Annotated in this window: 19 protein-coding genes; 10 read left to right on the forward strand and 9 right to left on the reverse strand. The window is 74.6% G+C overall.

The window, feature by feature from the left end:
- Positions 1 to 34 precede the first annotated feature (34 nt).
- Both GVV04_RS24625 and GVV04_RS24630 read right to left on the reverse strand, forming a co-directional pair.
- Entirely contained in the window at positions 35 to 2737 is a 2703-nt protein-coding gene (locus GVV04_RS24625) for a M48 family metalloprotease (RefSeq protein WP_161690908.1), read from the reverse strand.
- A complete protein-coding gene (locus tag GVV04_RS24630; protein ID WP_161690910.1) occupies positions 2721 to 3272 on the reverse strand; it encodes a hypothetical protein in 552 nt (183 codons plus the stop codon). Before GVV04_RS24630 ends, GVV04_RS24625 begins: the two co-directional genes overlap by 17 nt.
- A gap of 276 nt (positions 3273 to 3548) precedes the next feature.
- Here GVV04_RS24630 and GVV04_RS32330 point away from each other — a divergent pair, with 276 nt between their 5' ends.
- On the forward strand, positions 3549 to 4691 hold the full coding sequence (locus GVV04_RS32330; protein WP_201754084.1) for a flagellar basal-body rod protein FlgG: 1143 nt from the start codon (positions 3549 to 3551) through the stop codon (positions 4689 to 4691).
- 67 nt (positions 4692 to 4758) lie between these two features.
- On the opposite strand, the gene fmdA is transcribed toward GVV04_RS32330, so the two are convergent.
- The 6 genes from fmdA to GVV04_RS24665 form a co-directional block, all read right to left on the reverse strand.
- The gene (gene fmdA / locus GVV04_RS24640; RefSeq protein WP_161690911.1) at positions 4759 to 6015 is read right to left on the reverse strand and encodes a formamidase; all 1257 of its coding nucleotides are present in this window, start codon (positions 6013 to 6015) and stop codon (positions 4759 to 4761) included.
- 49 nt (positions 6016 to 6064) lie between these two features.
- Positions 6065 to 6343 carry an FmdB family zinc ribbon protein gene (locus GVV04_RS24645; RefSeq protein WP_161690913.1) on the reverse strand — a complete coding sequence of 93 codons (279 nt, stop codon included), beginning with the start codon at positions 6341 to 6343 and terminating at the stop codon, positions 6065 to 6067.
- A 226-nt stretch (positions 6344 to 6569) separates the two neighbouring features.
- Positions 6570 to 6950: a YccF domain-containing protein gene (locus tag GVV04_RS24650; RefSeq protein ID WP_328822553.1), complete on the reverse strand. Its 381-nt coding sequence runs from the start codon at positions 6948 to 6950 to the stop codon at positions 6570 to 6572.
- Positions 6951 to 6990: 40 nt separating this feature from the next.
- A complete protein-coding gene (locus GVV04_RS34090) occupies positions 6991 to 7614 on the reverse strand; it encodes a DUF305 domain-containing protein (RefSeq protein ID WP_161690914.1) in 624 nt (207 codons plus the stop codon).
- The gene (locus GVV04_RS33400; RefSeq protein ID WP_235966847.1) at positions 7611 to 8231 is read right to left on the reverse strand and encodes a DUF1996 domain-containing protein; all 621 of its coding nucleotides are present in this window, start codon (positions 8229 to 8231) and stop codon (positions 7611 to 7613) included. Before GVV04_RS33400 ends, GVV04_RS34090 begins: the two co-directional genes overlap by 4 nt.
- Before the next feature lie 234 nt (positions 8232 to 8465).
- Positions 8466 to 9938, reverse strand: a complete 1473-nt coding sequence (locus GVV04_RS24665) for a cellulose binding domain-containing protein (protein ID WP_161690916.1) — start codon at positions 9936 to 9938, stop codon at positions 8466 to 8468.
- Positions 9939 to 10393: 455 nt separating this feature from the next.
- On the opposite strand from GVV04_RS24665, the gene kdpF reads away from it, so the two are divergent.
- The 6 genes from kdpF to GVV04_RS24695 all read left to right on the forward strand — a co-directional run bounded on the left by kdpF (position 10394) and on the right by GVV04_RS24695 (position 18583).
- Positions 10394 to 10483: a K(+)-transporting ATPase subunit F gene (gene kdpF / locus GVV04_RS24670; protein WP_036343797.1), complete on the forward strand. Its 90-nt coding sequence runs from the start codon at positions 10394 to 10396 to the stop codon at positions 10481 to 10483.
- On the forward strand, positions 10483 to 12138 hold the full coding sequence (kdpA, locus tag GVV04_RS24675) for a potassium-transporting ATPase subunit KdpA (protein ID WP_161690918.1): 1656 nt from the start codon (positions 10483 to 10485) through the stop codon (positions 12136 to 12138). The genes kdpF and kdpA overlap by 1 nt, the downstream gene beginning before the upstream one ends.
- Positions 12139 to 12158: 20 nt before the next feature.
- Complete coding sequence (kdpB, locus tag GVV04_RS24680; RefSeq protein ID WP_161690920.1) at positions 12159 to 14369, forward strand: potassium-transporting ATPase subunit KdpB; 2211 nt, start codon at positions 12159 to 12161, stop codon at positions 14367 to 14369.
- Positions 14369 to 15250: a potassium-transporting ATPase subunit C gene (locus GVV04_RS24685; protein WP_161690922.1), complete on the forward strand. Its 882-nt coding sequence runs from the start codon at positions 14369 to 14371 to the stop codon at positions 15248 to 15250. Before kdpB ends, GVV04_RS24685 begins: the two co-directional genes overlap by 1 nt.
- Positions 15251 to 15347: 97 nt before the next feature.
- Positions 15348 to 17900 carry a DUF4118 domain-containing protein gene (locus GVV04_RS24690; protein ID WP_161690924.1) on the forward strand — a complete coding sequence of 851 codons (2553 nt, stop codon included), beginning with the start codon at positions 15348 to 15350 and terminating at the stop codon, positions 17898 to 17900.
- Positions 17897 to 18583, forward strand: coding sequence for a response regulator (locus tag GVV04_RS24695; RefSeq protein ID WP_161690926.1), 687 nt, complete (start codon positions 17897 to 17899; stop codon positions 18581 to 18583). The genes GVV04_RS24690 and GVV04_RS24695 overlap by 4 nt, the downstream gene beginning before the upstream one ends.
- A gap of 29 nt (positions 18584 to 18612) precedes the next feature.
- Here GVV04_RS24695 and GVV04_RS24700 read toward each other — a convergent pair whose 3' ends face one another.
- Positions 18613 to 19815, reverse strand: coding sequence for a S8 family peptidase (locus GVV04_RS24700; RefSeq protein WP_161690928.1), 1203 nt, complete (start codon positions 19813 to 19815; stop codon positions 18613 to 18615).
- 226 nt (positions 19816 to 20041) lie between these two features.
- Here GVV04_RS24700 and GVV04_RS24705 point away from each other — a divergent pair, with 226 nt between their 5' ends.
- The 3 genes from GVV04_RS24705 to GVV04_RS24715 all read left to right on the forward strand — a co-directional run bounded on the left by GVV04_RS24705 (position 20042) and on the right by GVV04_RS24715 (position 25368).
- On the forward strand, positions 20042 to 21097 hold the full coding sequence (locus tag GVV04_RS24705; RefSeq protein ID WP_161690929.1) for a hypothetical protein: 1056 nt from the start codon (positions 20042 to 20044) through the stop codon (positions 21095 to 21097).
- Positions 21098 to 21409: 312 nt separating this feature from the next.
- A complete protein-coding gene (locus GVV04_RS24710) occupies positions 21410 to 22744 on the forward strand; it encodes an SWIM zinc finger family protein (protein WP_161690931.1) in 1335 nt (444 codons plus the stop codon).
- Entirely contained in the window at positions 22741 to 25368 is a 2628-nt protein-coding gene (locus tag GVV04_RS24715; protein WP_328822555.1) for a DUF6493 family protein, read from the forward strand. Before GVV04_RS24710 ends, GVV04_RS24715 begins: the two co-directional genes overlap by 4 nt.
- Positions 25369 to 25374 lie beyond the last annotated feature (6 nt).

Here is a 25374-nt window from a genome sequence, read left to right on the forward strand (position 1 = left end):
CGTCGTCGGCCGGGCCCGCACCTCGGCGCGGCCGTCAGGCCCGGCTGCGGACGAAAATCTCCTCGCCCCACGACCCGTCGTCGTTGTCCTGGCGGATCACGAGCCGGTCGTCGGCGCATTGGTACGAGCCGTTCGTGTCCTCGACGGTGGGCGTCACGTCCACCTCGCGGTCGTCGACGCGCAGCACCACGTCGCCGGTGTCGACGGAGTCGCGCTGGGTGTAGCGCCCGGCGTCCGCCGCCCAGCGGTAGGTCACCACTCCCCGGTGGACGCTGCGCACCGCGTGCCCGTTCAGCGTGCCCCCGGCGACGAAGAGGTCGTACAGTTCGGTCGCGCTGCCGTCGGCCCGGTACGCGGTGGCGAAGCCGGTGTCCGGCCCGCTGGTCAGGTCGAGGCTGGCGTCGCGGGTGAGGCCGGCCAGCGTGCCGAGCGGCGAGTCGGCCTCGACGAGGAGGTGGTAGCGGCCGTCGCTGAGCCGCCAGACCCCGAGCAGGCAGGGGTCCCGGCCGGCGGGTGCCGCCGGGGCCGGCCGTCCGCGGGCCACCGCGACCGCGCTGGCGGACGCGAGCAGCACGGCGACGGCGGCCACCACCCACCGCCGGTGCCGCCCGGCGGCGGCCAGCCCCGCCGCCACGGCCGCCCCGAGCGCGGCGGTGAGCGCCGCCGCAACCGGGGCGACGACGAGGGCGTGGGTGAGGGCGCGAACGGCGTCGATTCCGTCGGCGGCGGGGACGCAGCGGCCCGTGGCGTCGGCCGCACAGGACAGCACCGTGCCGGCGGCCAGGATGGCCGGGACCATCAGCAGCCCCGCCGTGAGGGCGGCGAGCAGGGCGTGCGGGAGCGACAGGCGTTGGGTGGACACCGCCGCGACGGCGACGGTCAGCTCGACGAACGTGACCGGCAGCAGGGTGTGGCTGTTGACCAGGAGCGCGGCGGTGGCCGTGGCGAGCCCGGGATCGCGTGCGGCGACGCCGGCGCCGAGGGGCACCAGCGGCAGCACCAGGGCGCCGACGGCCCCGCCGACGAGGCCCAGGCGCACCGCCCGCCCGTTGGCGTGGCGGGTGGCCAGGACCGGGAACAGCGCTGCGGCCAGCGGCAGGACGAGCAGGTACGGCGCCTGGGCGGCGACGATGCGGAAGAAGAAGCCGAGCAGGTCGAGCAGGGTCAGCGGGGTGAGGGTGTCCGGGTGGCCCTCGCGCGCGGCGACGAGGCGCCACATGCTGAGCTCGCCGTCGGTGGACCAGGCGTCCAGCACGAGCAGGGCCGCCACGTATCCGGCGCTGACCGCCATGGTGGCCAGCGCGGCGCCGGCCCAGGCCAGCCGGGTGCGGGACGCGTCCGACGGTGGGATGCGGAGCAGGTGCGCCCGCGCGCCGGCGGCCACCCACCGGCCGAGCAGGGCGCCGCCGGAGATCCACAGCAGACCCAGGACCACCTCGACCCACCAGGCCCGCCGGTCGTCGGTGTACGCCGTGGACCAGGCCAGTCGGCGGCCGACCAGCAGGCCGCAGGCCAGCGCCGCGCCGAACACCGCGCCCGAGGCCGCCGGTGCGCCGGTGCGCCGCGCCCACCAGGCGGACCGCCACAGCGCGCCGGTGGTGACCAGCGCGAGCGGCACGGCGAGCAGCACGCCGGTGGCGAAGGCGCTGCCGGTCAACGGGTCCGGGCCGGGCAGCGTGTGCGGCAGGTTGGTCATCAGGTCCAGCAGCGGCGGCGCGGCGATGCCGGCGGCCAGCCCGGCGCCGAGCGCCTCCACCGGGCGGGCGGCGTACCGGCGCCCGGGACGGTCCAGGGCGTCCGCGCGGGCCCGGGCCAGTGGGTGGAACCGGAAGGCGGCTCCCAGCCGGGCCCAGGGGCCGGCCCGCATGCGGTCGGTGGCGAGCAGCGCCCGGACGGCCGCGCTGTCGTCGCCGGTGAGCCGGGCGTCGGCGGCGAACTCCCGGGCCCGCAGCACCGACCACGCCGACACCTGCACGATCAGGGCGAACGCGGCCAGCCGCCAGGCGTCGTCGAACAGGTGCCGGGCGGGAACCGACCCGACGTAGTTGGCCGTGACCGGGACGAGCACGGCGAGTGGGAACGCCCACGCCTGGGCGATGGTCAGCCGGGTGAGGTGGACGTCGGCGTTGCGCACGTGGGCCAGCTCGTGCAGGACGACGGCTCGGAACAGGTGCGGCGCCGTGCGGTGGGCGTGCACCAGCCCCAGGTCCAGCCGGACGTACCGGATGGGCCCCGCGCCGAAGGTGTTGCCGCTGATCCGCGCCGACCGGGACACCACGAACGTCGGCGGGCGGCGCAGCCCCGCCTCTCGGACCAGCCCGGCCAGGTCGGACCGCAGCGCCTCGGTGCCGGGGGTCCGGTCGAGGCGGCGCAGGCCGCGCAGCCGGCACTCGCACCAGGGCGCGGCGAGGTAGACGACGGCGGCCACCGCCGCGAGTACGGCCAGCCCGATGAGCATCTGCCGGAGCAGGTCCGCGTCCAGGGTGCCCAGGCAGCGCTGCACCGCCGCCACGGACTCCTCGTCCACCGTCCCGGCGCGCATGTCGATCGGCGGCCCGACCCCGCTCAGGCACTCCGCGCGGGCGCGGGTGGCGTCGGCGTCGACGAGGACGGTCTGCCAGCCGAACATGCTCGTGCCCACGACCGCCGTCACCGCGGCGACGAACCGGCCGAGGGTGGTGGAGGGCAGCGGCGGCGTCTCCTCGCCGGCCCCGCCGCCCTCAGTCGCCGTCGACATCCCCGGCGGGGTCGCCGAACCGCCGGGCGAACGCGTCCCGCACCGCGTCGCGCAGCACCGCGACCTGGTCCTCGGTCAGCTCCCAGCGCGGGTCCCGGGCGGCGGCGGTGACCGCCTCCTCGATGCGCAGCAGCTGGCCGGGCCCCAGCCGCACGGTGCCGGCCGGCGGCAGGCCGGCGGGGGACCGGCGGGCCCGCCACCGCCGGCCGAGGCCGCGCAGGCCGTCGCGGACCGCCTCCGTGGCCTGCTCCCGCACCCCGTCGCGCAGCGCCTCCACCCCGATACCGGTCAACACCAGCAGGTACGGCAGGAGCGGCTCGACGATCGCCTCGAAGCCCCCGCCGCCGGCCTCGCCGCCGCCCACCCGCACGAGCCGGGCCGGGTCGCGGCGCCAGTGGCCGGGGCGGCGCCGGTAGGCGGGGGCGAGGAACGCCAGCAGCGGCTCCTCGGCGGGGGCCACGGCCCGGACGGCCAGCCGGACCAGATCGTCCTCGATTTCGGCCGTCGGGGTGTGCGTGGACGTGGTCCGGGCCATCGTGCTCCTGCTCTCCCGTGGGTCTGCGCGGTCACCGTACGGGGGACGGCGGTAACTGACGGTCGGCTACCGGACAGTCGCGCCCGACCGACCGACCGACCGGTCGGTACCGGGACCGACCGTCGACCAATTCCGCGTGAGCCTCAGTCGCCGGGGCCGCCACTGGGCCGGGACGGCCCGCCCCGGAAATCGACTAGAGTCGCGGCCGAACAGGGCATCGGGACACGGGGCCGGCGGATCGGCTCCGGACCACAGGGCGCGGTCGCACCCTGGGCGGTGGACGGACACACGGGCGGACGGTTGATGGGCATTCGGCTGCGCGGGCCGGCCGGGCGGCGGTGGGTGACGGCGGGGGCCGCGCTGGCCGCCGTGATCATCGTCGGTGCGGCCCCGGCGGCGGCGGGCCCGCCCACCGTGCTGTCGCCGGCCGCCGGAACCCCGGCGTGTCAGGTCCGCGACGGACGGTTGAACGAGATCTCCGGGATGGCCGCCACCGGCGACGGGTTCGTGGTGGTCAACGACGGCGCCGACGAGGAGGCCCGGCGTCGGATCTTCTTCCTCGACGCCGACTGCGCGGTGGTGCGGACGGTGCGCTACCCCTCGCGTCCCCGCGACACCGAGGACCTGGGCGTCGGCGCGGACGGCACGGTCTGGGTGGCCGACGTCGGCGACAACGACCGCTCCCGCCGGACGGTCGCCCTGTGGCGGCTGCGGCCCGGCGGGAAACGCCCGGTGCTGTACCGCCTGGCGTATCCGGACGGTCCGCACGACGCGGAGGCCCTCCTGGTCGCCGGTGACGGGCGTCCGTTGATCGTGACCAAGCAGGGCGGCGGCGCCGGGCTGTACCGCCCGACCGCCGCACTGCGGCCGGGCGCGACGGTGCCGCTGGCCCGGGTGGGGCAGGTGCGGCTGCCGTCCACCAGGACCCGCAACCCGTTCTTCTTCGTCGGTCGGTCGGTGGTCACCGGCGGAGCGACCGCGCCGGACGGGCGTCGGGTGGTCCTGCGCACCTATGCCGACGCGTTCGAGTTCGACGTGCCCGACGGCGACGTGGTCGCCGCCCTGACCACCGGCACGCCTCGGGTCGTCCCGCTGCCGGACGAGCCGCAGGGGGAGTCGGTCACCTACAGCCGTGACGGCCGGTCCCTGCTCACCGTCTCCGAGACCGCAGGCCAGCCCCCCGGCACGCGGCCCACGATCCTGCGCTACGCGCTGGCCCCGGCGCCGGCGTCCACCCGGCCCCGGACCGACCCGGCGCCGGCCGCGCCCCGCAGCGCCGACGTCCCCGACCGTGCCGACCGTGCCGGTCGCGGCGGTGCCATGTCCGCGGCCGTGGGGGCGGCAGTCGCGGCGCTGGCCCTGCTCGTCCTGGGGATGGTGACGGCGAGGGGCGTGGGCCGCCAGGACAGGGGGAAGTGAGGCCCTTCCGGTCCACAGCGGACCTTCGACGCGCGGACCGCGCCCGGCGATGCCCGCAGCCGTACGGTCAGGACATGCTGGCCCTCGGGGCGCCCGGGCCAGGGTCGATCCTGGTCGGGCCGCCGGCGGACGGGCGTACGTCGAAGTTGAAGATCTCGGTGGGCAGGTAGACCGTCGCGCAGGAGTTGGGGATGTCCACCACCCCGGAGAACCGGCCCTCGATCGGTGCCGCGCCGAGCAGGAGGTACGCCTGCTCGGGCTGGTAACCGAAGCGGGTCAGGTAGTCGATGGCGTGCAGGCACGCGCGTTGGTAGGCCAACTGCGAGTCGAGGTACCGCTGCTCGCCGTCGAGGGTGACGGAGAGCCCGGAGAAGGCCAGCCACTGGCTGAACTGCGGTGGCGTGTTCCCCGGCAGGAAGATGGCGTTCTCGGCGACGCCGTACGTCTGCATGCCGTTCTTGATCAGGTCGACGTGCAGGTCGATGAAGCCGCCCATCTCGATCGCACCGCAGAAGGTGATCTCCCCGTCGCCCTGGGAGAAGTGCAGGTCGCCCACGGACAGGTTCGCGCCGGGCACGTAGACCGGGTAGAAGACCCGGGTACCCGCGGTGAAGTTCTTGATGTCCTGGTTCCCGCCGTTCTCCCGGGGCGGGGCGGTACGCGCCGCCTCCGCCGCCACCCGGTCGAACTCGGCGCCGGTGAGCGTGCCGAGGATCGCGTCGTGCGGCTCGGGCGGCAGGGACAGGGGCGGCACCCGATCCGGGTCGGTGGCCCGCAGCGCGCCCTCGCGTCGGTTCCAGGTGGCCAGCATTCCGGCGGACGGGGCGGTGCCCATCAGCCCGGGATGCGTGATCCCGGTGAACTCGACCCCGGGGATGTGCCGGGAGGTGGCCTGCCGTCCGGTGAAGTCCCAGACGGCCTTGTAGGCGTCGGGGAACTGCTCGGTGAGGAATCCGCCGCCGTTGCCGGTGGGGAACACGCCGGTGTATCCCCAGCCCTGGCCGGCCAGCGGTCCGGAGTCCTCCTGCGGGATGGGCCCGAGGTCGAGGATGTCGACGACGAGCAGGTCGCCGGGTTCGGCGCCCTGCACCGCGAAGGGGCCGCTGAGGGCGTGGACCCTGCTCAGCGGGGCGTCCCGGATGTCCTCGGCCGAGTCGTCGTTGTGGATCGCCCCGTCGAACCACTCCCGGCAGTCCACGCGGAACGACTGCCCGGGCCGGACGGTTGCCACGGGTGGGATGTCCGGGTGCCACCTGTTGTGGCCGATCTTCTCCTGGTCGGTGAACCGCCTGGCGGAGTCGAGCGGGAACAGCAGTTCGGGCATGTCGTTCTGCCTTTCGGTCGGGCTGGTGGAGCGGGCCGGTGTGGGCCGGTCACCAGCGGGGCAGGCGGGCGTGGGCCGGGTTCGACGACCGCCGGACGGGTTGCCGACCCGGGATGCGCGTCACGACCTCCGGCGTCTCCGCGCTGCGCTCCGCCCGGTCGATCGCGTGACGCAGGGGGGCCGGTGTGCGGGTGAGCCGGGGCGCCGAGAAGACCCGGGCGGCCGGGCGCCCGCACCGTGGGCAGCGCGCGGCGGCGCCGGCGGTGCCGATCGGCAGCGTGGTGTCGAAGCTGCCGTCTTGCTGGCACCGGTACTCGTACGTGGCCATCTCCACCGCCCCTCGCAGCGTCTCGCGGGCGGCGGTCGGCCTGCGGCTGGATCGCCCGCATGCCCATCCTCCGCCGGTTTCGCCCCCAAATGGCATGAAGCCACCAACGGGGGACTCTCGCGGGCGGGCGGCAGAAGGCGAGGCAGGGCTGAACGGGGCGGCGGTGACCCCGCCGCCCCGCCCACTGCCCGTGCCCGATCGCCGGGCGACATCCGGTGGCGAAACGCTACGGCGCGTCGACGACCTCGCGCCCGAGGGGCCAGAACGCGGCGGGTACGAGCTTGAAGTTCGCGATGCCGAACGGGATTCCGACGATCGTGACGCAGAGCGCGACGCCGGCGAGGACGTGGGACAGCGCCAGCCACCAGCCGGCCAGCACCACCCAGAGGAGGTTGGCCAGGCCGGAGGGGGCGCCGGCGCCGGGCTTGGGCACGAGGGTGCGGCCGAAGGGCCACAGCGAGTAGCTGGCCAGGCGCAGTGCGGCGACCCCGAACGGGATCGTGACGACCAGGGCGAAGCAGATCAGCGCGGCGATGCCGTATCCGACGGCGAGGACGAGACCGCCGCCGAAGACCAGCCACAACACGTTGAGCAGAAAGCGGATCACCCCTCCAGCATGACTGCCGTCCGCAATCGGCGCGATTGCGCTACCCCGTGGCCGGGGCGCCCGTGAGCCAGCCGAGTTCGGTGGCCCGGGTCCGGCCCACGCGCTCCGCGAGCCCCCGGGTCTGCGCATCGGACCCGTTGGCCCGCTCGGCGTCGGCGAGCCGCGCGCCCTGCTCCACGTGCTCGCGCAGGGTCTGCCCGATGGCGTGGTCGAACGCCGGGCCGTGCAGGGAGCGCAGCGCGACGAGGTCGGCGGGAACCACCATCCCGGGCAGGTCGTGCCCCTCGTGCTCGTTGACCGCAGGGAGCCCGGCCCTGCCGCGCAGCCGCCGCAGGTCGTCCAGCTCCGTGCGTCGGTCCGCCGCGATCCGCCCGGCCAGCTCGCGGACCCCCTCGTCGGTGCTGCGCCCCGGCACCAGGTCGAGCGCCGCGAGCGCCTGTTCGTTCATCGGGATCATCAGCTGAATCCACGCCGCGTCGGTGCCACCGAACGTCGCGGTGGCGGCGGTCGGGACGCCGGGGAGCGGGACGCCGGTGGACGGCGCGGTGGGCGGCGCGGCGACGCAGCCGGTCGCCGACGGCCCGGCGACGAGGAGGAGCCCGACGAGGAGGACGGGGGCCCTCGCCGGCCCGCTGCGGGGCCGGCGAAGGGGAATGACCGTCACGGGGTGCCGTTGACGCCGCACTTGACGACCGGGCGGATGCAGTCCCGCACCCGGCGCTCCATCTCCGCCACCGGCCAGGCGTTGGAGAAGTCGCCGTGCATCGTGAAGCCGGCGCCGGAGGCGAGCCGGAAGCGGGCCGGGTCACCGTTCGCCGGGCACCGGATCACCTGGCGCAGCTTCGGCACGGGCACCGGGTGGGTGGACGGGCAGTCGTTGTTGACCGGGTACGCCAGGTGGCTCTGGTGGTTCGTCGAGTCGAGGTCCACCCCGAGAGTCGGTGTCAGGGACATGGGGACTTCCTTTCGGGCCGGGGCCTCCTGGTACACGCGGATGTAGTCGACGAGCATTCGCGCCGGGAACGGGGCGGTGCCGTCGACCGGCCCGGGGAAGTCGCCGCCGACGGTGAGGTTGAGGATCAGGTAGAACGGGTGGTCGAAGAGCCACGGCCCGCGGGTCGACTCGACCGTGGCCTTGCTGGCGGTGAAGACCACCTGCCTGTCGATCTTGAAGGTGATGCCGCCGGGCAGGGTCAGCAGCGCGGTGCCGAGGGCGGCGAGGCGTCGGCTGCGGCCGGCGCGTGCCGGAGGGGTGAGCGGCGGGGCAAGAGTCCGAAGCATCGGTACTCCTTGGGAGGTGGTGGCGGGACCGACCGGATCAGCGATCGGGGTCCCGGGCGGGAGAGCGCTCTCCCATGCCACCCACTCTCGGCTCTGCCGAACGCGGCTGTCAATGACCTGCGGATTGATCATTGCCGATGGTGCTGTTTCGAGCCGGCCGCCGGCATCCGGGTCGGCGCCGGGGGATCGGCGACCGGCGGGATCCGGCCGCCGACCCGGTGGGGCCGGACGCGGCTACGGGGTGACGGCGATGTTGGTCAGGCCGTTGACCGCGTTCGTGACCGTGTTCGAGGCGTGCACGACGTTGGGGTTCGCCGGGCACTTCGACGTCGAGGAGACGTATACGGCGTACCGGCCGACGCCGCCGAGGTCGGAGGTGTTGCCGCGCCAGACGTTGCCGCAGCCGTACCCGGTGAGGAGGTTGTGGGTCTCGTAGCCGTTGGCGAACGTGCCCGGCGCGCGGAACGTGCCGGTGTTGCCCTCGACGAGATAGCCGTTGCCCTTGGCGTCGATCCACGAGTCGCCGGAGTTGGTGCCGGAGATGCCCTGGCCGTCGAAGGTGTTGCCACGGATCACGCCGCCCTCGGTGCCCTCCTTGATGTCCACGTGCTCGGCCGTCACGCGGGGGCCGATCCGGTTGTTCAGCACCTGCACCCGGTCGGAGCGGTCCATCCCGCCGGAGTTGCCGTGGCAGCCGAAGTTGGACTGGGCCGAGCCGAGGTAGACCCCCTCGCCGTAGCCGGGCTGCGTCAGGCCCGTGTCGGTGATCACCGAGTTGCGGATGATCCCGTCGGCGGAGGAGCGGCGGAAGTGCACCGCCTCGTCCTCGGTGTGGTGCACGTACACCCCGTCGATGGCCACGTGGTGGGAGTTGTCCAGCACGATGCCCTTCTTCGATTCGGCGACCGTGAATCCGGTCAGGTTCCAGTACGGGGCGTCGAACAGCCAGAGCCCGTACCCGGAGTCCCAACCGGCGGTCGGCACCGGGCAGCTCGGCCCCGTGCCGGCGGGCCCGTCGTTGACCAGCACCGCCCCGCGCGGGCCGGTGAGGGTGATCCGGGACGCGGCGGTCCCGGCCCTCGTGGTCACGAAGGAACCCCGGTACGTGCCGGCGGCGAGCTGGATCGTCTGCCCCGGCGCCGCCGCGGCGAGGGCGGCCTGGAGCTGGGCGGCGGTGGAGACGTTCACCGTCGTGCCGGGCGGCGCGGTCGTGGGCGGCGGTGTGGTGGGTGCCGGCGTGGTCGGCGGCGGTGTGGTGGGTGCCGGCGTCGTCGGTGCCGGCGTCGTGGTCGGCGCGGGGCCGCCACCGGCGCACGGGTTGCCGTTGACCGTGCAGTTGGTGGGATCGCCCGCGCCGCTGACGTTGAAGCCGAAGCTCTCGCTGCCGCCGGGGGCGATGGTGCCGTTGTAGCCGGCGTTGGTGAACCGGTAGTGCTGGCCGCTCTGGGTGCGCACGGAACTCCAGGAGTTGCTGACGCTGGTCCCGGTGGGCAGGTCGAACTCGACGGCCCAGGTGGTCACGGCGGCGGCGCCGCCATTGGTGAGGACGTAGTCGGCGCCGTAGCCGCCGGGCCAGGTCGAGGTCTTGACGAGGCTGGCCGTCAGGCCCCCGGCGGCCAGGGCGAGCGGGGCGGTGCTGACCGCGAGGCCGACGGCGAGGCCGATGGCGCCGGCGGCCAACCATCGATGAGAGGTCTTCACTGGCATGGCCCTTCGTTGAGGCGTGCGACTGGTGGGGTGCCCGACCGCTGGCGCCGAGTCAACCCATGGCATCGATACACGTAGTTATACGCGACCCCGCGCGCCGACGGCCGGTGCCTGCTCCACTGCACCGCCCGCAGCCGGGCCGCCGGCCGCCAGTGCATCCGCATGCCCCTGGCCAACTCGCTCGTACGTGTCCGGGCCGCACCGGTGACGGCGGTCACCGGCGCGGCCGGGCCGCGTGAAAACGGCGTCAAGAAACGGCCCGTCGCCGTCATGGTCGCGTGAAGGACCCTGTCCGGACGGCGCCGGAGGCGCTGTGATTGCCCGGCGCGACCGGAAGTCGGTCGCGGCAACCGAGTCGGGTAAGAGGAGTCAGCCGTGTCTGACGTGGTGTTCGTGCTGGTGACGGTGGCGCTGTTTGTGGCGCTCACCCTCGTGGTGAGGGGCGTGGAGAAGCTGTGAGCGCCGTCAACGCCGTCGGCCTGGTGCTGGCGATCGGCCTGGGTGTGTTCCTGGTGGTCGCCCTGCTGTTCCCGGAGCGCTTCTGATGAGCACGACAACAGCCGGTGTGCTGTTCATTCTCTCGCTCGTGGTGGCGCTGGTCGCCGTCCACAAGCCGGTCGGCGACTACCTGTACCGGGTGGTCGCGGGCACCCGGCAGTCCCGCGTCGAGCGGGGCGTCTACCGACTGGTCGGGGTCGACCCGTCCGCCGGGCAGACCTGGGGCGTGTACGCCCGGGCGGTGCTGGCGTTCTCCGCCGTGTCGATCCTGTTCCTGTACGCGTTCCAACGCCTGCAGAACCACCTGTGGCTGTCCCTCGGCTTCGACCCGGTCGTGCCGCACGGGGCGTGGAACACGGCGGTGTCGTTCGTGACCAACACGAACTGGCAGTGGTACTCGGGCGAGTCGACCATGGGCCACCTGGTGCAGATGGCCGGGTTGGCGGTGCAGAACTTCGTCTCCGCCGCCGTCGGGATCGCCGTCGCGGTCGCCCTGATCCGCGGGTTCGCCCGCCGCCGTACGGGCGACCTGGGCAACTTCTGGGTCGACCTGACCCGGATCACGCTGCGGGTCCTGCTGCCCATCTCGGTGCTCGGGGCGCTCGCCCTGATGCTCGGGGGAGTGGTGCAGAACCTGTCCGCCGGCACCGACGTGACCACCCTCACCGGTGGGGCCCAGACGATCACCGGAGGGCCGGTCGCCGGCCAGGAGGTGATTAAGGAACTGGGCACCAACGGCGGGGGCTTCTACAACGCCAACAGCGCCCACCCGTTCGAGAACCCGACGACCTGGACGAACTGGCTGGAGATCTTCCTGATCCTGCTGATCCCGTTCAGCCTGCCCCGGGTCTTCGGCCGGATGGTCGGCCAGAACCGGCAGGGGTACGCCGTGGCCGCCGTGATGGCGATCCTGGCCGTGGCGAGCGTCGCCCTGACCAACGTCTTCGAGCTGACCGGGCACGGCACGGTGCCGCAGGCGGTCGGCGCGGCGCTGGAGGGCAAGGAGGTGCGGTTCGACGTGTCGAACTCGGCGACCTTCGCCGCCGCGACGACGCTGACCTCCACCGGGGCGGTGAACTCGTTCCACGACTCGTACACCGCGTTCGGGGGGATGATGCCGCTGGTCAACATGATGCTCGGCGAGGTGGCGCCCGGCGGTGTCGGCGCGGGCCTGTACGGCCTGCTGATCCTCGCGGTGATCACGGTCTTCGTGGCCGGCCTGATGGTCGGCCGGACCCCGGAGTACGTGGGTAAGAAGATCGGCTCACGGGAGATCAAGTTCGCCTCGCTGTACTTCCTGGTCACCCCGGCGCTGGTGCTGGCCGGCACGGCGGCGGCCTTCGCCACCGGCAACGCCGCGACCGCGCTGAACAGCGGCCCGCACGGCCTGTCCGAGGTGATCTACGCGTTCACCTCGGCGAGCAACAACAATGGCTCCGCGTTCGCCGGCATCACGGTGAACACCCCGTGGTGGAACACCGCCCTGGGGCTGTGCATGCTGCTCGGCCGGTTCCTGCCGATCATCTTCGTCCTCGCCCTGGCCGGCTCCCTGGCCCGCCAGGCGCCCACCCCGGCCTCCGAGGGCACCCTGCCGACCCACCGACCCCTGTTCATCGGGATGGTCGTGGGCGTCACGGTGATCCTCGTGGCCCTGACCTTCCTGCCCGCGCTCGCGCTCGGCCCCCTGGCCGAAGGGCTGTGACCACCATGAGGAACGACGACATGACCCTTACCCCGCAGGCGCCGCACGGTGGGGCCGACCCGGCCACCCCCGGCACGCCCGCCACTCGGGTTGACCGGGTCGGCGGCGGCCTGCTCGACCCGAGGCAACTGCTGACCTCCCTGCCGGACGCGCTGCGCAAGCTCGACCCGCGCACCCTGTGGCGCAACCCGGTGATGCTGATCGTCGAGATCGGCGCGCTCTTCACCACCGTCCTGGCCGTGGTCGACCCGTCGGTCTTCGCCTGGGCGATCACCATCTGGCTCTGGCTGACGGTGCTCTTCGCCAACGTGGCCGAGGCGGTCGCCGAGGGCCGGGGCAAGGCCCAGGCCGCCACCCTGCGGCAGGCCAAGCAGGACACCGTCGCCACCCGGCTGGTCGGTTGGAGCCCGGGCGCCCGCGCCAACGCCTACCACGACGAGGCCGTGCCCGCGCCCGAGCTGCGCCAGGGCGACGTCGTCCTGGTCCACGCCGGCGGGATCATCCCCGGCGACGGCGACGTCGTCGAGGGCATCGCCAGCGTCGACGAGTCGGCCATCACCGGCGAGTCCGCCCCCGTCATCCGGGAGTCCGGCGGCGACCGCAGCGCGGTCACCGGGGGCACCCGGGTGCTCTCCGACCGGATCATCGTCAAGATCACCCAGAAGCCGGGGGAGAGCTTCATCGACCGGATGATCGCCCTGGTCGAGGGGGCGAACCGGCAGAAGACGCCGAACGAGATCGCGCTGAACATCCTGCTCTCCGCGCTCACGATCATCTTCCTGCTCGCCGTCGTGACGTTGCAGCCCCTCGCCGTCTTCTCCAAGCAGTACCAGGCCGCCGCGCCGGACACCGGCGCGATCACCGACGCGGGGGTCAGCGGTGTGGTGCTGGTGTCCCTGCTGGTCTGCCTCATCCCCACCACGATCGGCGCGCTGCTGTCGGCGATCGGCATCGCCGGCATGGACCGCCTCGTGCAGCGCAACGTCCTGGCGATGAGCGGCCGGGCGGTCGAGGCCGCCGGCGACGTGAACACCCTGCTGCTGGACAAGACCGGCACCATCACCCTGGGCAACCGGCAGGCCGCCGAGTTCCTGCCGGTCGAGGGGGTCACCGCCGCCGAACTGGCCGACGCGGCGCAGTTGGCCAGCCTCGCCGACGAGACCCCCGAGGGCCGCTCGGTGGTGGTGCTGGCCAAGAACGACTTCGGGCTGCGCGAACGCGAACCGGGCCTGATCCCGCACGCCACGTTCGTTCCGTTCACCGCGCAGACCAGGATGAGCGGCGTCGACCTCACGCCGGACGCGACGGTCGACGGCGGCGTCACCGGGCCCGCGCGGCGGGTCCGCAAGGGCGCGGCGGCGGCCGTGATGAAGTGGGTCCGCGAGAACGGCGGCCACCCCACCGAGCAGGTGGGCCAGGTCGTCGACGGGATCAGCGGCACCGGCGGGACTCCGCTGGTGGTGGCCGAGCACGTCGACGGCGAGGCGGCGCGGGCCCTCGGGGTGATCCACCTCAAGGACGTCGTGAAGGCCGGCATGCGGGAACGGTTCGACGAGATGCGCCGGATGGGCATCCGCACCGTGATGATCACCGGCGACAACCCGCAGACCGCGAAGGCGATCGCCGACGAGGCCGGGGTGGACGACTTCCTCGCCGAGGCCACCCCGGAGGACAAGCTCGCCCTGATCAAGCGCGAGCAGGAGGGCGGCCGGCTGGTCGCGATGACCGGGGACGGCACCAACGACGCCCCGGCGCTCGCCCAGGCCGACGTCGGGGTGGCCATGAACACCGGCACCTCGGCGGCGAAGGAGGCCGGCAACATGGTCGACCTCGACTCCGACCCGACCAAGCTCATCGAGATCGTCGAGATCGGCAAGCAACTGCTCATCACCCGGGGCGCCCTGACGACCTTCTCCATCGCCAACGACATCGCGAAGTACTTCGCCATCATCCCGGCCATGTTCGCCGGCATCTACCCCGGCCTGGACACGCTGAACGTCATGCGGCTGGCCAGCCCGGAGTCGGCGATCCTCTCGGCGGTCATCTTCAACGCCCTGGTGATCATCGCCCTGATCCCGCTGGCCCTGCGCGGCGTCCGCTACCGCCCGGCGGCGGCGTCCAAACTGCTCAGCCGCAACCTGCTGGTCTACGGCCTCGGCGGCATCATCGCACCGTTCATCGGCATCAAGCTCATCGACCTGCTCATCCAGTTCATCCCGGGGATCTCGTGATGCGTCTACCCACCTGGCTCGCCCAACACCTCGCCGCCCTGCGCGCCCTGCTCGTCTTCACCGTCCTGCTCGGCCTGGCGTACCCGCTGGCCCTGGTCGCCGCCGGGCGCCTGCCCGGCCTCGACGCCAAGGCGGACGGCTCGCTCGTCGCCGCCGACGGCCGGACCGTCGGCAGCGTGCTGATCGGCCAGTCCTTCACCGACGCCGACGGCAACCCCGTCCCGCGCTACTTCCAGTCCCGCCCCTCGGCGGCCGGCGACGGCTACGACCCCACCTCCACCGCCGCCTCCAACCTCGGCCCGGAGAGCGTCGTCGACACCCTCGCCGCCGACCCGGCCGAGTCGACCGCAAGCCTGCTCACCCAGGTCTGCGCCCGCAGCCTTGCGGTCGGCCGACTCGACGGCGTGGACGGGCGGCGGCCGTACTGCACCGCCGACGGTGTCGGCGCCGTCCTGGGCGTGTTCCACCGCGACGGGCTGACCGGACCGGTCACCCGGGTGGTGAGCGTCAACCAGGCCGCCCCCGCCACGCCGTTCGTCACCACCTACCAGGCAGTGCCGGTCGAGCTGGCCCAACCCGGCACGGACTACGTCGCCGAGGGCGCAGTGATCACCCCGGTCCGCGGCGACGCCCCCACCGAGCCGGCCGTGCCCGCCGACGCGGTCACCGCCAGCGGCAGTGGCCTCGACCCGCACATCAGCCCCGCGTACGCCGAGATCCAGGTCGCCCGCGTGGCCCGGGAGCGCGGCGCGGACCCGGCCGCGGTCCGGCGGCTGGTGGCCGAGCACACCAACGGCCGGGCGCTCGGCTTCCTGGGCGCCCCCGGCGTTAACGTGCTGGAACTGAACCTCGCCCTCGACAAGCGGTTCGCCGCTCGTTGAACCCTCCGCCGGGCGGGCCCCGACAGGCCCGCCCGGCGGTCACCGCCACGTTCACGGCCGCGCCGCCGGACGGCCCGCCCACCGGAAGGACCTGCCCGTGCCCAGAGGGGAACTGCGCATCTACCTCGGGGCCGCGCCCGGCGTCGGCAAGACGTACGCGATGCTCCAGGAGGCCCGGCGGCGGACCGAACGCGGCACCGACGTGGTGATCGGGCTGGTCGAGACCCACGGCCGCCCGCACACCGCCGCCATGGTGGGCGACCTGGAACAGGTGCCCAGGCGGACCCTCGCGCACCGGGGCGTCGAGTTCACCGAGCTGGACCTCGACGCGCTGCTGGCCCGCCGGCCCGAGATCGCGGTCGTCGACGAGCTGGCCCACACCAACGTGCCCGGCTCCCGCAACGACAAGCGCTGGCAGGACGTGCAGGAGCTGCTGGACGCCGGCATCTCCGTGCTGTCCACGGTCAACGTCCAGCACCTCGAATCGGTCAACGACGTCGTCGCCCAGATCACCGGCACCACCCAGCGCGAGACCATTCCCGACGCCGTCGTCCGCGCCGCCGAGCAGGTCGAACTGGTCGACATGACCCCGGAGGCGCTGCGCCGCCGGATGGCCCACGGCAACATCTACCGCCCCGACAAGATCGACGCCGCGCTCGGCAACTACTTCCGGATCGGCAACCTCACCGCGCTGCGCGAGCTGGCCCTGCTCTGGCTGGCCGACAAGGTCGACGACCAGCTCGGCGCCTACCGCGCCCAGCAGGGCATCTCCGACACCTGGGAGGCCCGGGAACGCGTCGTCGTCGCGCTGACCGGCGGGCCGGAGGGCGACACGCTGATCCGCCGGGCGGCCCGGGTGGCCGCCCGGGGCCGGGGCGCCGACCTGCTCGCCGTGCACGTCACCCGCAGCGACGGCCTGGCCGGCGCCGACCCCGCCCGGCTGGCCCGCCAGCGGGTGCTGGTGGAGAGCCTCGGCGGCACGTACCACCAGGTGCTCGGCGCGGACGTGCCGGCCGCGCTGCTCGACTTCGCCCGCGGCGTCAACGCCACCCAACTCGTCCTCGGCGCCAGCCGGCGGGGCCGGTTCGCCCAGCTGTTCAGCCGGGGCGTCGGGGTCACCACCACGGCCCTGTCCGGGCCGATCGACGTGCACCTGGTCACCCACCCTCAGGCGGGGCAGGGCCGGCGGGGCGGCGGGTTGCCGGCCGCGCTGTCCCGGCGGCGCCGACTGCTCGGCTTCGCCCTCGCCGGGCTCGGCATGCCGGCGCTCACCGTGGCGCTGCGCACGCTGCCCGACCTCACCCTGACCAACGACATCCTGCTGTTCCTCGCCGGCGTCGTCGGGGTGGCGCTGGTCGGCGGCCTGTGGCCGGCGCTGGTCGCCGCCCTCGGCGGGTCGCTGCTGCTGAACTGGTTCTTCACCCCGCCGTTCCGGACGCTGACCATCGCCGAGGCGGACAACCTGCTCGCGTTGGGCGTCTTCGTCGGCGTCGCCCTCGCGGTGAGCTGGGTCGTCGACGTGGCCGCCCGGCGTACCCGGGAGGCGGCGCGGGCCTCCGCCGACGCGCAGACCCTCGCCACCGTCGCGGGCGGCGTGCTGCGCGGCGAGCGCCCACTGCAGGCGCTGCTGGACCGGCTGCGGGAGACGTTCGCGCTGCGCGCCGTCAGCGTCCTGGAGTTGGCCCCGGACGCGCGGGGACGCCCCGGCCGGGCCCACGAGCGGGACGCCTGGCGGCTGGTGGCCGCCGTCGGGGAGTCCCCGGCGACCAGCCCCGACGCCGGGGAGACGGCGGTACCGGTCGACGACCGGCTCACCGTCGTGCTGTCCGGCCGGCGGCTGGAGGCCGCCGACCGGCGGGTCGTCGAGGCGTTCGCCGCCCAGGCCGCCGTGGCGCTGCGCCAGGAACGCCTCGCCGAGGAGGCGGCGACCGCCCGGCCGCTGGCCGAGGCCGACCGGATGCGCACCGCGCTGCTCGCCGCCGTCAGCCACGACCTGCGTACGCCGCTCGCCTCGGCGAAGGCCGCGGTGAGCAGCCTGCGCAGCCACGACGTCGAGTTCGACGCCGACGACCGGGACGAACTGCTGGCCACCGCCGACGAGTCCCTGGACCGGCTCGGCCGCCTGGTGGCGAACCTGCTGGACATGAGCCGGTTGCAGGCCGGCGCGCTCGGGGTGACCGCCGTCGCGATCGGGTTGGAGGACGTGGTGCCGAGGGCCCTGGACGAGCTGGGCCCGGACGCCGCCGACGTCGCCACCGACATCCCCGCCGACCTGCCCGCCGCGCTGGCGGACCCGGGCCTGCTGGAGCGCGTGCTGGTCAACATCGTCGCCAACGCCCTGCGGCACAGCCCGCCCGGCCGACCGCCCACCGTCACCGCCAGCGCCCATGCCGGGCAGGTGGAGCTGCGGGTCATCGACACCGGCCCGGGCATCCCCGAGGACCAGTGGGAACACGTCTTCCTGCCCTTCCAGCGGCTCGGCGACCGGGACAACCAGACCGGCGTCGGGCTCGGCCTCGCCCTGTCCCGCGGCCTCGCCGAGGCGATGGGTGGCACCATCACCCCCGAGACCACCCCCGGCGGGGGGCTGACCATGGTGCTCCGCCTGCCCGCCGCCGCCCCGACCGGCACCGAAGGGCCGCAGGAATGAGCCGCATCCTCGTCGTCGACGACGAACCGCAGATCCTGCGGGCCCTGCGCATCAACCTGCGCGCCCGCGGCTACGACGTGCAGGTCGCCGACACCGGCACCGGCGCGCTGCGGGCCGCCGCCGCCCACCCCCCGGACCTGGTGGTCCTGGACCTGGGCCTACCCGACCTCGACGGCGTCGAGGTGATCCGGGGCCTGCGCGGCTGGACGACGGTGCCGATCATCGTGCTGTCCGGCCGGGCGGGCAGCGAGGACAAGGTCGCCGCCCTCGACGCCGGCGCCGACGACTACGTCACCAAGCCGTTCGGCATCGACGAACTGCTCGCCCGCATCCGCGCGGTCACCCGACGCCTCGCCACCCCGGCGGCCGACGGGGCGACGGCGGCCCCCCGGGTGGGCCGGCACACCGTCGACCTCGTCGACCACACGGTGACCCGCGACGACGGCGCGGAGGTCCGGCTCACCCCCACCCAGTGGGCCGTGCTCGACCGGCTGCTGCGCCATCCCGGCAAGCTCGTCAGCCAGCGCCAACTGCTGCACGAGGTGTGGGGGCCGGAGTACCAGAACGAGACCAACTACCTGCGCCAGTACATGGCCCAACTGCGGCGCAAGCTCGAGGACGACCCGGCCCGCCCGCGACACCTCATCACCGAGCCCGGGATGGGCTACCGCTACCGCCCCTGACCGGTCCCTCCGGTGTCGTCGTCGCGACCTCAGCCGCCGCAGTAGAGCAGGCGGTTGGGCGAGCCGGCCCCAGGAGCGCCGACGACGCCGGTGGTGGCGGTGCCGGTGAGGTGGGCGGCCACCTGGGCGGGGGTCCAGGTGGGGTGGTCCTGGAGGACCATGGCCGCGCACCCGGCGGTGTGCGCGGCGGCCATCGGCCCGCCGCTGATCGTGTTGGTGGCGGTGTCGCTGGTGTGCCAGGTCGAGGTGATGCCCTGGCCGGGGGCGAACAGGTCCACGCAGGAGCCGTAGCTGGCGGAGCTCATCCGGGCGTCGGTCGGGGTGGTGCCGGCGACGGTGAGCGCCGCAGGTACCCGCGACGGGGAGTAGTTGCAGGCGTTGCTCGCGGAGCTGCCCGAGGTGACGGTGTAGGTGACGCCGGAGTTGATGGAGGCGGTGACCGCGCTGTCGAGCGCGGTGCTGGCGTTGCCGCCCAGGCCCATGGTGGCCACGGCGGGCTTCACCGCGTTCGCGGTGACCCAGTCGACCCCCGCGATGACCTGCGCGTAGGTGCCGCTGCCGGCGCAGTTGAGCACCCGCACCGGGACCAGGTGGACGTCCTTGGCGACCCCGTGCTGCTGGCCCCCGATCGTGCCGGCGAGGTGGGTGCCGTGGCCGTTGCAGTCGTCGGCGGGCAGGGCGCCGTCGACGGCGTCGTACCCGCCGCCGGCGGAGCCGGTGAAGTCGACGTGGGTGGCGCGGATGCCCGTGTCGACGACGTACGCGTGCACGTTCGGCGCGGTGTTCGGGTAGGCGTACCGCTGGTTCAGCGGCAGCAGGTGCTGGTCGATGCGGTCGAGTCCCCACGACGGCGGGTTGAGCTGGACGCCGGCGGCCACCGACACCACGTGGTTCTGCTCGACGTACGCCACGGCCGGGTCGGCGGCCAAGCGCCGGGCGGCCCGCTCCGACAGCCGGGCCTCGAACCCGCGCAGCGCGGCACCGTAGACCTGGCCGACGGAACCGCCGTACCGGGCGGCGAGCCTCGTGGCCGAGCCGGCGTCGGCGGCCCGTGCGCTGCCGGCGAGCACCACCACGTAGCTGCCCTCGACGGCGGTGGCGCCGCCCGCGTGCAGGATGTCACCGGTGGCCGGGGCCGCGCCCGCCGGAGTCCCGGTCATGGCGGCGGCCAGCACCGGGGCGAACAGTACGGCCGCAGCGGCCGACCGGCGGCGGTGGGGTGACGGCGTCATCTTCCGGCCTCCCTGATCTGGCCGGTCCCGAGGGTCAGGTGCTGCCGGGGAGACGGCGCGAACGGAATGGACCGAGCCTACTCGCCATCTAGGAGGGCGAATATATGTCGGATGCCTCATACCGTGGCCCTATGCCTCATCGGGCCGTCGAGAGCCGAGACCACGCCCGCGCATCGCCCCGGGCTGCGCTGCGGGATAGTTCAGGGGTGAGGGCCCGGGAGGTCGCATGACCCTGTTCACGTGTGCGGGTTGCGGCACCCCGCTGACCGTGCCGGTGTCGCGGGTGCCGCTTCCTGCCCACGCCGACCAGCGGTACGGCTACGGGTTGCTCGGCGTGCTGATGGAGCCCGGGACGTATGCGGTGCGCCCCGATCCTTTCGGGCCGCCGTGGCGACCCTGGGCCGAGGTCGGTGCGGCTGAGGCGGAAACCCGTGGTGTGTACGCGCCGGAGTACGCGCTGTCGTGGGGGCCGCGAGGAGCTGTCGTGGTAGCACCGGGCGACGTGTGCGGGACCGGCTTCATCCCGGGGCGGTCCGGTGGCTCGTGCTGCGGCTTTGGCGAGGGAGACGGCCCTAATCTCGCGTGTGTCCGGTGCGGGCGACCGGTAGCGACCCGCGTCGACGACTGCGGACGCTGGCAGGCGGTGTGGCTGGACCCGGAGGCGGTCCGCCGCGTCACCGGCGATGCCTCCCCACCACCTCAGGCGCTCGGGTGGGAGGTCCTGCGAGAGGGGCGGCCCGGCATGCCGCCGGTCGAGCCACCTGGGCAGTGGAGTCCGCTGTGGGAGGCCGCTGTCGCGGTGGCGCTGGCCCGCCTGCTGGCCGTGTCGTCCCGTACCCGGGTGACTGTCCCTGACGGACCTGTCGCCGGCACCTTCCGCCGAGCGCTCGACGCGCTGCTCCCGCCGGGGCCACCGGCCAGGTCCTTGGCCCTGGTCGGACCGGCCCTGCCTGCCATCACCCCGGACATCGCCCTCGTCCCGCAACACCCGCAGACCGGCGAGCGCTGGGCGCTGCCCGGGGCGGCAGCCGTGGTGCCGCTGCCCTGGGACATCTGGGCTCATCTGGCCTTCCACCACGATCGGCGGCCCGTTCCGGGAGCCGGCACGATGCCCGCCGACGCCCGCCGCGACGACCCGCTGCCATTGATGCCGTGCGGGCCGTTCCGGCCCGACGGGGACGTGTTCCTCTCCACCTTGGCGCGGCTGCCCGAGGTCCGCCAGCCGTGGCTGCGCGAGATCTACGACCAGGTGAGAAGCCGTCCCTACGCTGATCCGTTCTAGCGCCGCTTTTCATGATCGTCTGCTGATTCTGGAGGACTCGCCTGGCGTGTCGTCTCACAAATCAGCAGACGATCATGCCGGTCCTGTGTCGAAGTCGGCCGTGGACTGCGCGGTGGCCCGACCACGGCGCTGGGGGCGGTCCACCGCGCGCCGCCGCCGCCACGGTTGCGGTGGATCAGCGCCCCCCTTCCGCCGTCTCCCGCCCCTTCCGCCGTCTCGCCGTCCCTGAGGCGGGACCCGGCCCGGTGTCGACCGGCCCGACGTGGCGCGGTCCGGCGGAACTGTCGGAGCGATCTTGTACCGTCCCGACCCGTGAGTACCCAACAGACGTACCGGTACCTGGGATCCTCGACGCTGCGCCGCGACGGTCTCGCGTTGCAGACCAGCGGCGGCCCGGCGCCGAACCCCCGGTTCTTCACCGGGTTCCTCACCACGCCCCAGCAGGCCGCCGTCGGGCTGCTCGCCGTCGCCGAGGTGGCCCGCACCCGCTACTACCGGCCGGTCAGCCCGGCGAGCCTCGACCCGGTCGTCACCGGCAGCCGGGATCGGCTCCGGTTCGAGTCGTTCTCCGGCTGCTGCGGGGTCTACGCCCGCCTCGACGCGCTGCCGGCCGGGCTCGACGGCGACGTGGTGGAGCACGGCACCACCAACGTCGACGTCAACAACCCGCTGCGCGAGGCGCTCGCCCGGGTCGGCGGCCTCGACCCGCTGCACCTGTCGGTCGGCCCCGACGACCTGACGGTGTCCACGATGGACGGCTCCGTGGTGGAGAAGAAGGTGCCGCTGCCGGTGCGTTGGCTGCGCGGCTTCGCCGAGGTGCAGGTGCTGGCCGCGGCGTTCGAGCCGCGGGCGGAGATCCCGGCGGCAGAGGCCGCCGTCTTCCTGCGCCGGCTGCCGACGTCGAACGACCGGTCGGTGCTCTGGGCGGTGCCCGCGGGAAGGTCGCTGCGGCTGACGTCCCGGCCCGTGCCGGGCGCGGTCTGCCTCGCCGGGGCGGGTCGGCTGGCCGCCCTGCGCGGCATGCTGCGCTTCGCCCGGACCCTGCGCGTCTACGGGCCGACCGTCGCGCCCGGCTCGGCGGCGCTGCCCAGCACCTGGGAGCTCGACACCGGGGCCCTGCGCCTGTCGCTGACCCTCTCACCCGAGCCCTACCGTGGGTTCTCCGGCGAGGGTGCCGCCCTGACCGCCCTGGCCGGCGACGACGTCGTCGACGACGCCGAGCTGGTCTCGGCCCTGCTGTCCTGGGACCCGACCGTCGACGTCGACGCCCTGGCCACCTCCGCCGGCATCGACGCGGCCCGGGTCCGGGGTGCCCTCGCCCAGCTCGGCACCGCCGGGCGGGTCGGCTACGACGTCTCCGAGGCGGCCTACTTCCATCGCGTCATGCCCTACGACGCGGGCCGGGCCGAGCGGGACAACCCGCGACTGGTGGGCGCGCGGGCGCTGCTCGACGCCGGTGCCGTCGCGTCGGACGAGGCGGGCGCCACCGTACGCAGCGGCGACGAGGTCTACCGGGTCCGCCGGCTGGCCGACGGCGGCTTCACCTGCACCTGCCCCTGGTGGGCCAAGCACCGTGGCCAGCGCGGGCCGTGCAAACACGCGCTGGCCACCCGGATGGCCACGGCCGACGTGCGGGAGCGGGCGTGAAGACCACGGTCCGGCGCCGGTGGGAACTGGAGGCCGGCGGCACCAGTGACCTGTTCGACCTCGTCGACGCCGGGTCGGCCGACCTGATCGTCGACGCCCTGGCCGGGCTGCCCGAGGCCCGCCGCCGCGCCGTCGGCGTCGCCCTGACCGACTGGTTCAAGGGGCAGGCGTCCTTCTGGGGCTCGGGTAAGGGCACCGCCCTGGCCGTCGTCGCGGTCGGCTGCCTGCCCACCGCCGCCCAGGCCGGCGCGATCCTCGCCCGCCGTTCCGTCGCCGTCGACGGCGAGCGGGCGGCGAGGCTCGTGCGCGTGGTCGCCGTCGACCGTGGCGTCGCCTGGCTGCCCGACCTCGCCCGGCGGATGGCCGACAAGCTGCACCGCGACACCTGGATCGAGCACTGGCGGTTCGTCGCCGCGCTGCTGCCCACCGACGCCGAGCCGCCGTCCGGGGACCGGTTCGTCGAGCTGTGGGTGCAGTCCCTGTCGAGCCCTGACCGGCAGCGACGCGGCGCGCGGCTGCCGCTGGTCGACCGGCTCCGCGCCGACCCGCTCCTGCCGGCGCTGCTGCCCCGGCTGTTCGAGGTCGACGGCCTGGGCGCGCCGATGATGTTCGACGAGATCGTCACCGACTGGAAGGACCGCCGCCCGCACGCGCTCCCGACCGCGCTGGCGCAGCTCGCCGCCGAGGGCCTCGTCGACCGCGCCACCCTGCTCGACGGCGCGGTCGGCCGGCTGCTGCGCGGCGACCGACCGGCCGCGCTGCGCGCCTTCACCACCCTGCTAGGCCAGCTCCAACCCACCACCGACGAGGTCGCCGCCCGCCGCACCGACTACCTGCGGCTGCTCGCCGACGCACCGGCCGCCGCCGCGGCCATGGCCCAGAAGGCGCTGCGTGAGGTGTCCGACCTGGAACTGGAGGCGGTGCTCGACGCGTCCCGCGAGGTGCTGGCCCGCCCGGACAAGGCGCTGGTGCGCGGCCAGCTCACCTGGCTCGACCGGCTCGCCCGGGGGCACCGGGACCGGGCCGCGGAGATCGCCGGGGTGATCGCCGTCGCGGCCGAGCACCCCGCCGTCGACCTGCGCGAGCGCGCCACCGCCCTGGCCACCCGGCACGGCCTCGCCCCGAGCGCCGGTGCGGGCCCGGCGGTCACCGGCCCGCGCGGCGACGACCTGCCGCCGCCGGTGCCGTCCGCACCCGCCCCGGCCCCGATCACCGACGTCGACGAGCTCGCCGAGGAGGTCGCCGCGCTGCTCGGCACCGAGCAGCACGGGGAGTCGCTCGACCGGATCCTCGACGGGCTGGTCCGCCTCACCGCGACCGACGGCGCGCGGGTGCGGGCCGCGCTCGACCCGGTCCTCGCCCGTCGACACTGGGCCTGGGCCAGCGAGCACAGCTGGGACCCGTGCTGCCTGCACGCTCTCGTCGGCGGCGTGCTGGAATCCGCCGGCGAGCCCCGCTCGGCGGCCCCGCAGCGCGGCCGGTGGGGCGCGCTGCTCGCCGCCGTGCGGCGCACCGACCGGTCGCCCGCGCAACCGGAACTGGTCGTCACCGACCCCCGGGTCCCGGTGCCGCAGGCCCTGCTGAGGGCCCGGCTCGCCGAGATCGGCCACCACCTCGGCGCGCCGGGTTACCGGGGCCTGCTCGCGGCCCCCACCTCGACCAACGGCGCGCTGGACCCGTTGGCGCTGCTGGAACGCCTCACGGCGCTCGGCGACCGGGAGCCGTGGCACTGGGATCTCACCCAGGCGCTGCTGCGCCTGCCGACCGGCGCCGACGAGGCGCTGGCCGGCAAGGCCGAGGCCCTGCGCACCCCGGCCGGCGACCGGCTCGCCGGCTGGCTGCGCTCCGGTGGGCTGCCGGCCCCGGTCGTCCGGGTCACCACCCTCGCCCGCCGGGCCCGAAAAGCGGGCTACGACTGGGAGTACGACCAGTTGCCGGCCCGCCGCGTCGCGGTCGAGCTGCGCCCACCGGACGGGTACGACGACCGCTACGGCCTGCTGACCGCCGACCCGCCGCCGGTGGAGACGGTGTACCACGGCTGGACGCGGCTCTGGCCGTCGATCCTGCCCCACCATTTGGGCGTGGTCGCCGCGTACGTCCTGCCGGAGGTGGCCGCCGCCGCCGACATGGACCAGCGCGACGGTGCGGTGGCGCTGCCGTCGCTCGTCGAGTGCGGCGGCCCCGGCGGGGCTGCCGTCGATCTCGCGCTCGCCTACGGCCTCGGCGCCCGCCACGGCACCGACCGGATCGCCACGCTGGACGCCCTGCTCGGCCTGGCGGGCGCCGGTCGCCTCGACGCCGCCGGGGTGGGCGGGCAGCTCGGTGCGCTGGTCGCCGCGCAGACGGTGAAGCCGACCCGCGCGGTCGAGCCGCTGCGCGACGCGGTCGCGGCCGGGGCGCCGCTGAGCGTGTGGCGGCTGCTTGCCGCCGCGCTGCCGCCGCTGCTCGCCGCCGCCACGCCACCCCGGGGCCTGCCCGACCTGCTGACCCTGGCGGCGGAGACGGCCGCGAGCACCGGGGTCCGGATCGAGGTGGCGGGGCTGGCGGAGGTCGCCGGCCGGGGCGGGACGTCCCGGGTGGTGACCGAGGCGCGCCGCCTGCACCGGGTGGTCACCGCAGCCTGACGAGGC

This window comes from Micromonospora rubida (assembly GCF_009908295.1).
Classification (GTDB): domain Bacteria; phylum Actinomycetota; class Actinomycetes; order Mycobacteriales; family Micromonosporaceae; genus Micromonospora; species Micromonospora rubida.

What these genes read in the sequence shown, in the direction of transcription:
- GVV04_RS24700 (WP_161690928.1), bottom strand. Translation starts at nt 19,815, where the DNA reads ATGACGCCGTCACCCCACCGCCGCCGGTCGGCCGCTGCGGCCGTACTG.
- GVV04_RS24685 (WP_161690922.1), top strand. Translation starts at nt 14,369, where the DNA reads ATGCGTCTACCCACCTGGCTCGCCCAACACCTCGCCGCCCTGCGCGCC.
- GVV04_RS24630 (WP_161690910.1), bottom strand. Translation starts at nt 3,272, where the DNA reads ATGGCCCGGACCACGTCCACGCACACCCCGACGGCCGAAATCGAGGAC.
- GVV04_RS24665 (WP_161690916.1), bottom strand. Translation starts at nt 9,938, where the DNA reads ATGCCAGTGAAGACCTCTCATCGATGGTTGGCCGCCGGCGCCATCGGC.
- GVV04_RS33400 (WP_235966847.1), bottom strand. Translation starts at nt 8,231, where the DNA reads ATGCTTCGGACTCTTGCCCCGCCGCTCACCCCTCCGGCACGCGCCGGC.
- fmdA (WP_161690911.1), bottom strand. Translation starts at nt 6,015, where the DNA reads ATGCCCGAACTGCTGTTCCCGCTCGACTCCGCCAGGCGGTTCACCGAC.
- GVV04_RS24695 (WP_161690926.1), top strand. Translation starts at nt 17,897, where the DNA reads ATGAGCCGCATCCTCGTCGTCGACGACGAACCGCAGATCCTGCGGGCC.
- kdpA (WP_161690918.1), top strand. Translation starts at nt 10,483, where the DNA reads ATGAGCACGACAACAGCCGGTGTGCTGTTCATTCTCTCGCTCGTGGTG.
- GVV04_RS24705 (WP_161690929.1), top strand. Translation starts at nt 20,042, where the DNA reads ATGACCCTGTTCACGTGTGCGGGTTGCGGCACCCCGCTGACCGTGCCG.
- GVV04_RS24645 (WP_161690913.1), bottom strand. Translation starts at nt 6,343, where the DNA reads ATGGCCACGTACGAGTACCGGTGCCAGCAAGACGGCAGCTTCGACACC.
- GVV04_RS24625 (WP_161690908.1), bottom strand. Translation starts at nt 2,737, where the DNA reads ATGTCGACGGCGACTGAGGGCGGCGGGGCCGGCGAGGAGACGCCGCCG.
- kdpB (WP_161690920.1), top strand. Translation starts at nt 12,159, where the DNA reads ATGACCCTTACCCCGCAGGCGCCGCACGGTGGGGCCGACCCGGCCACC.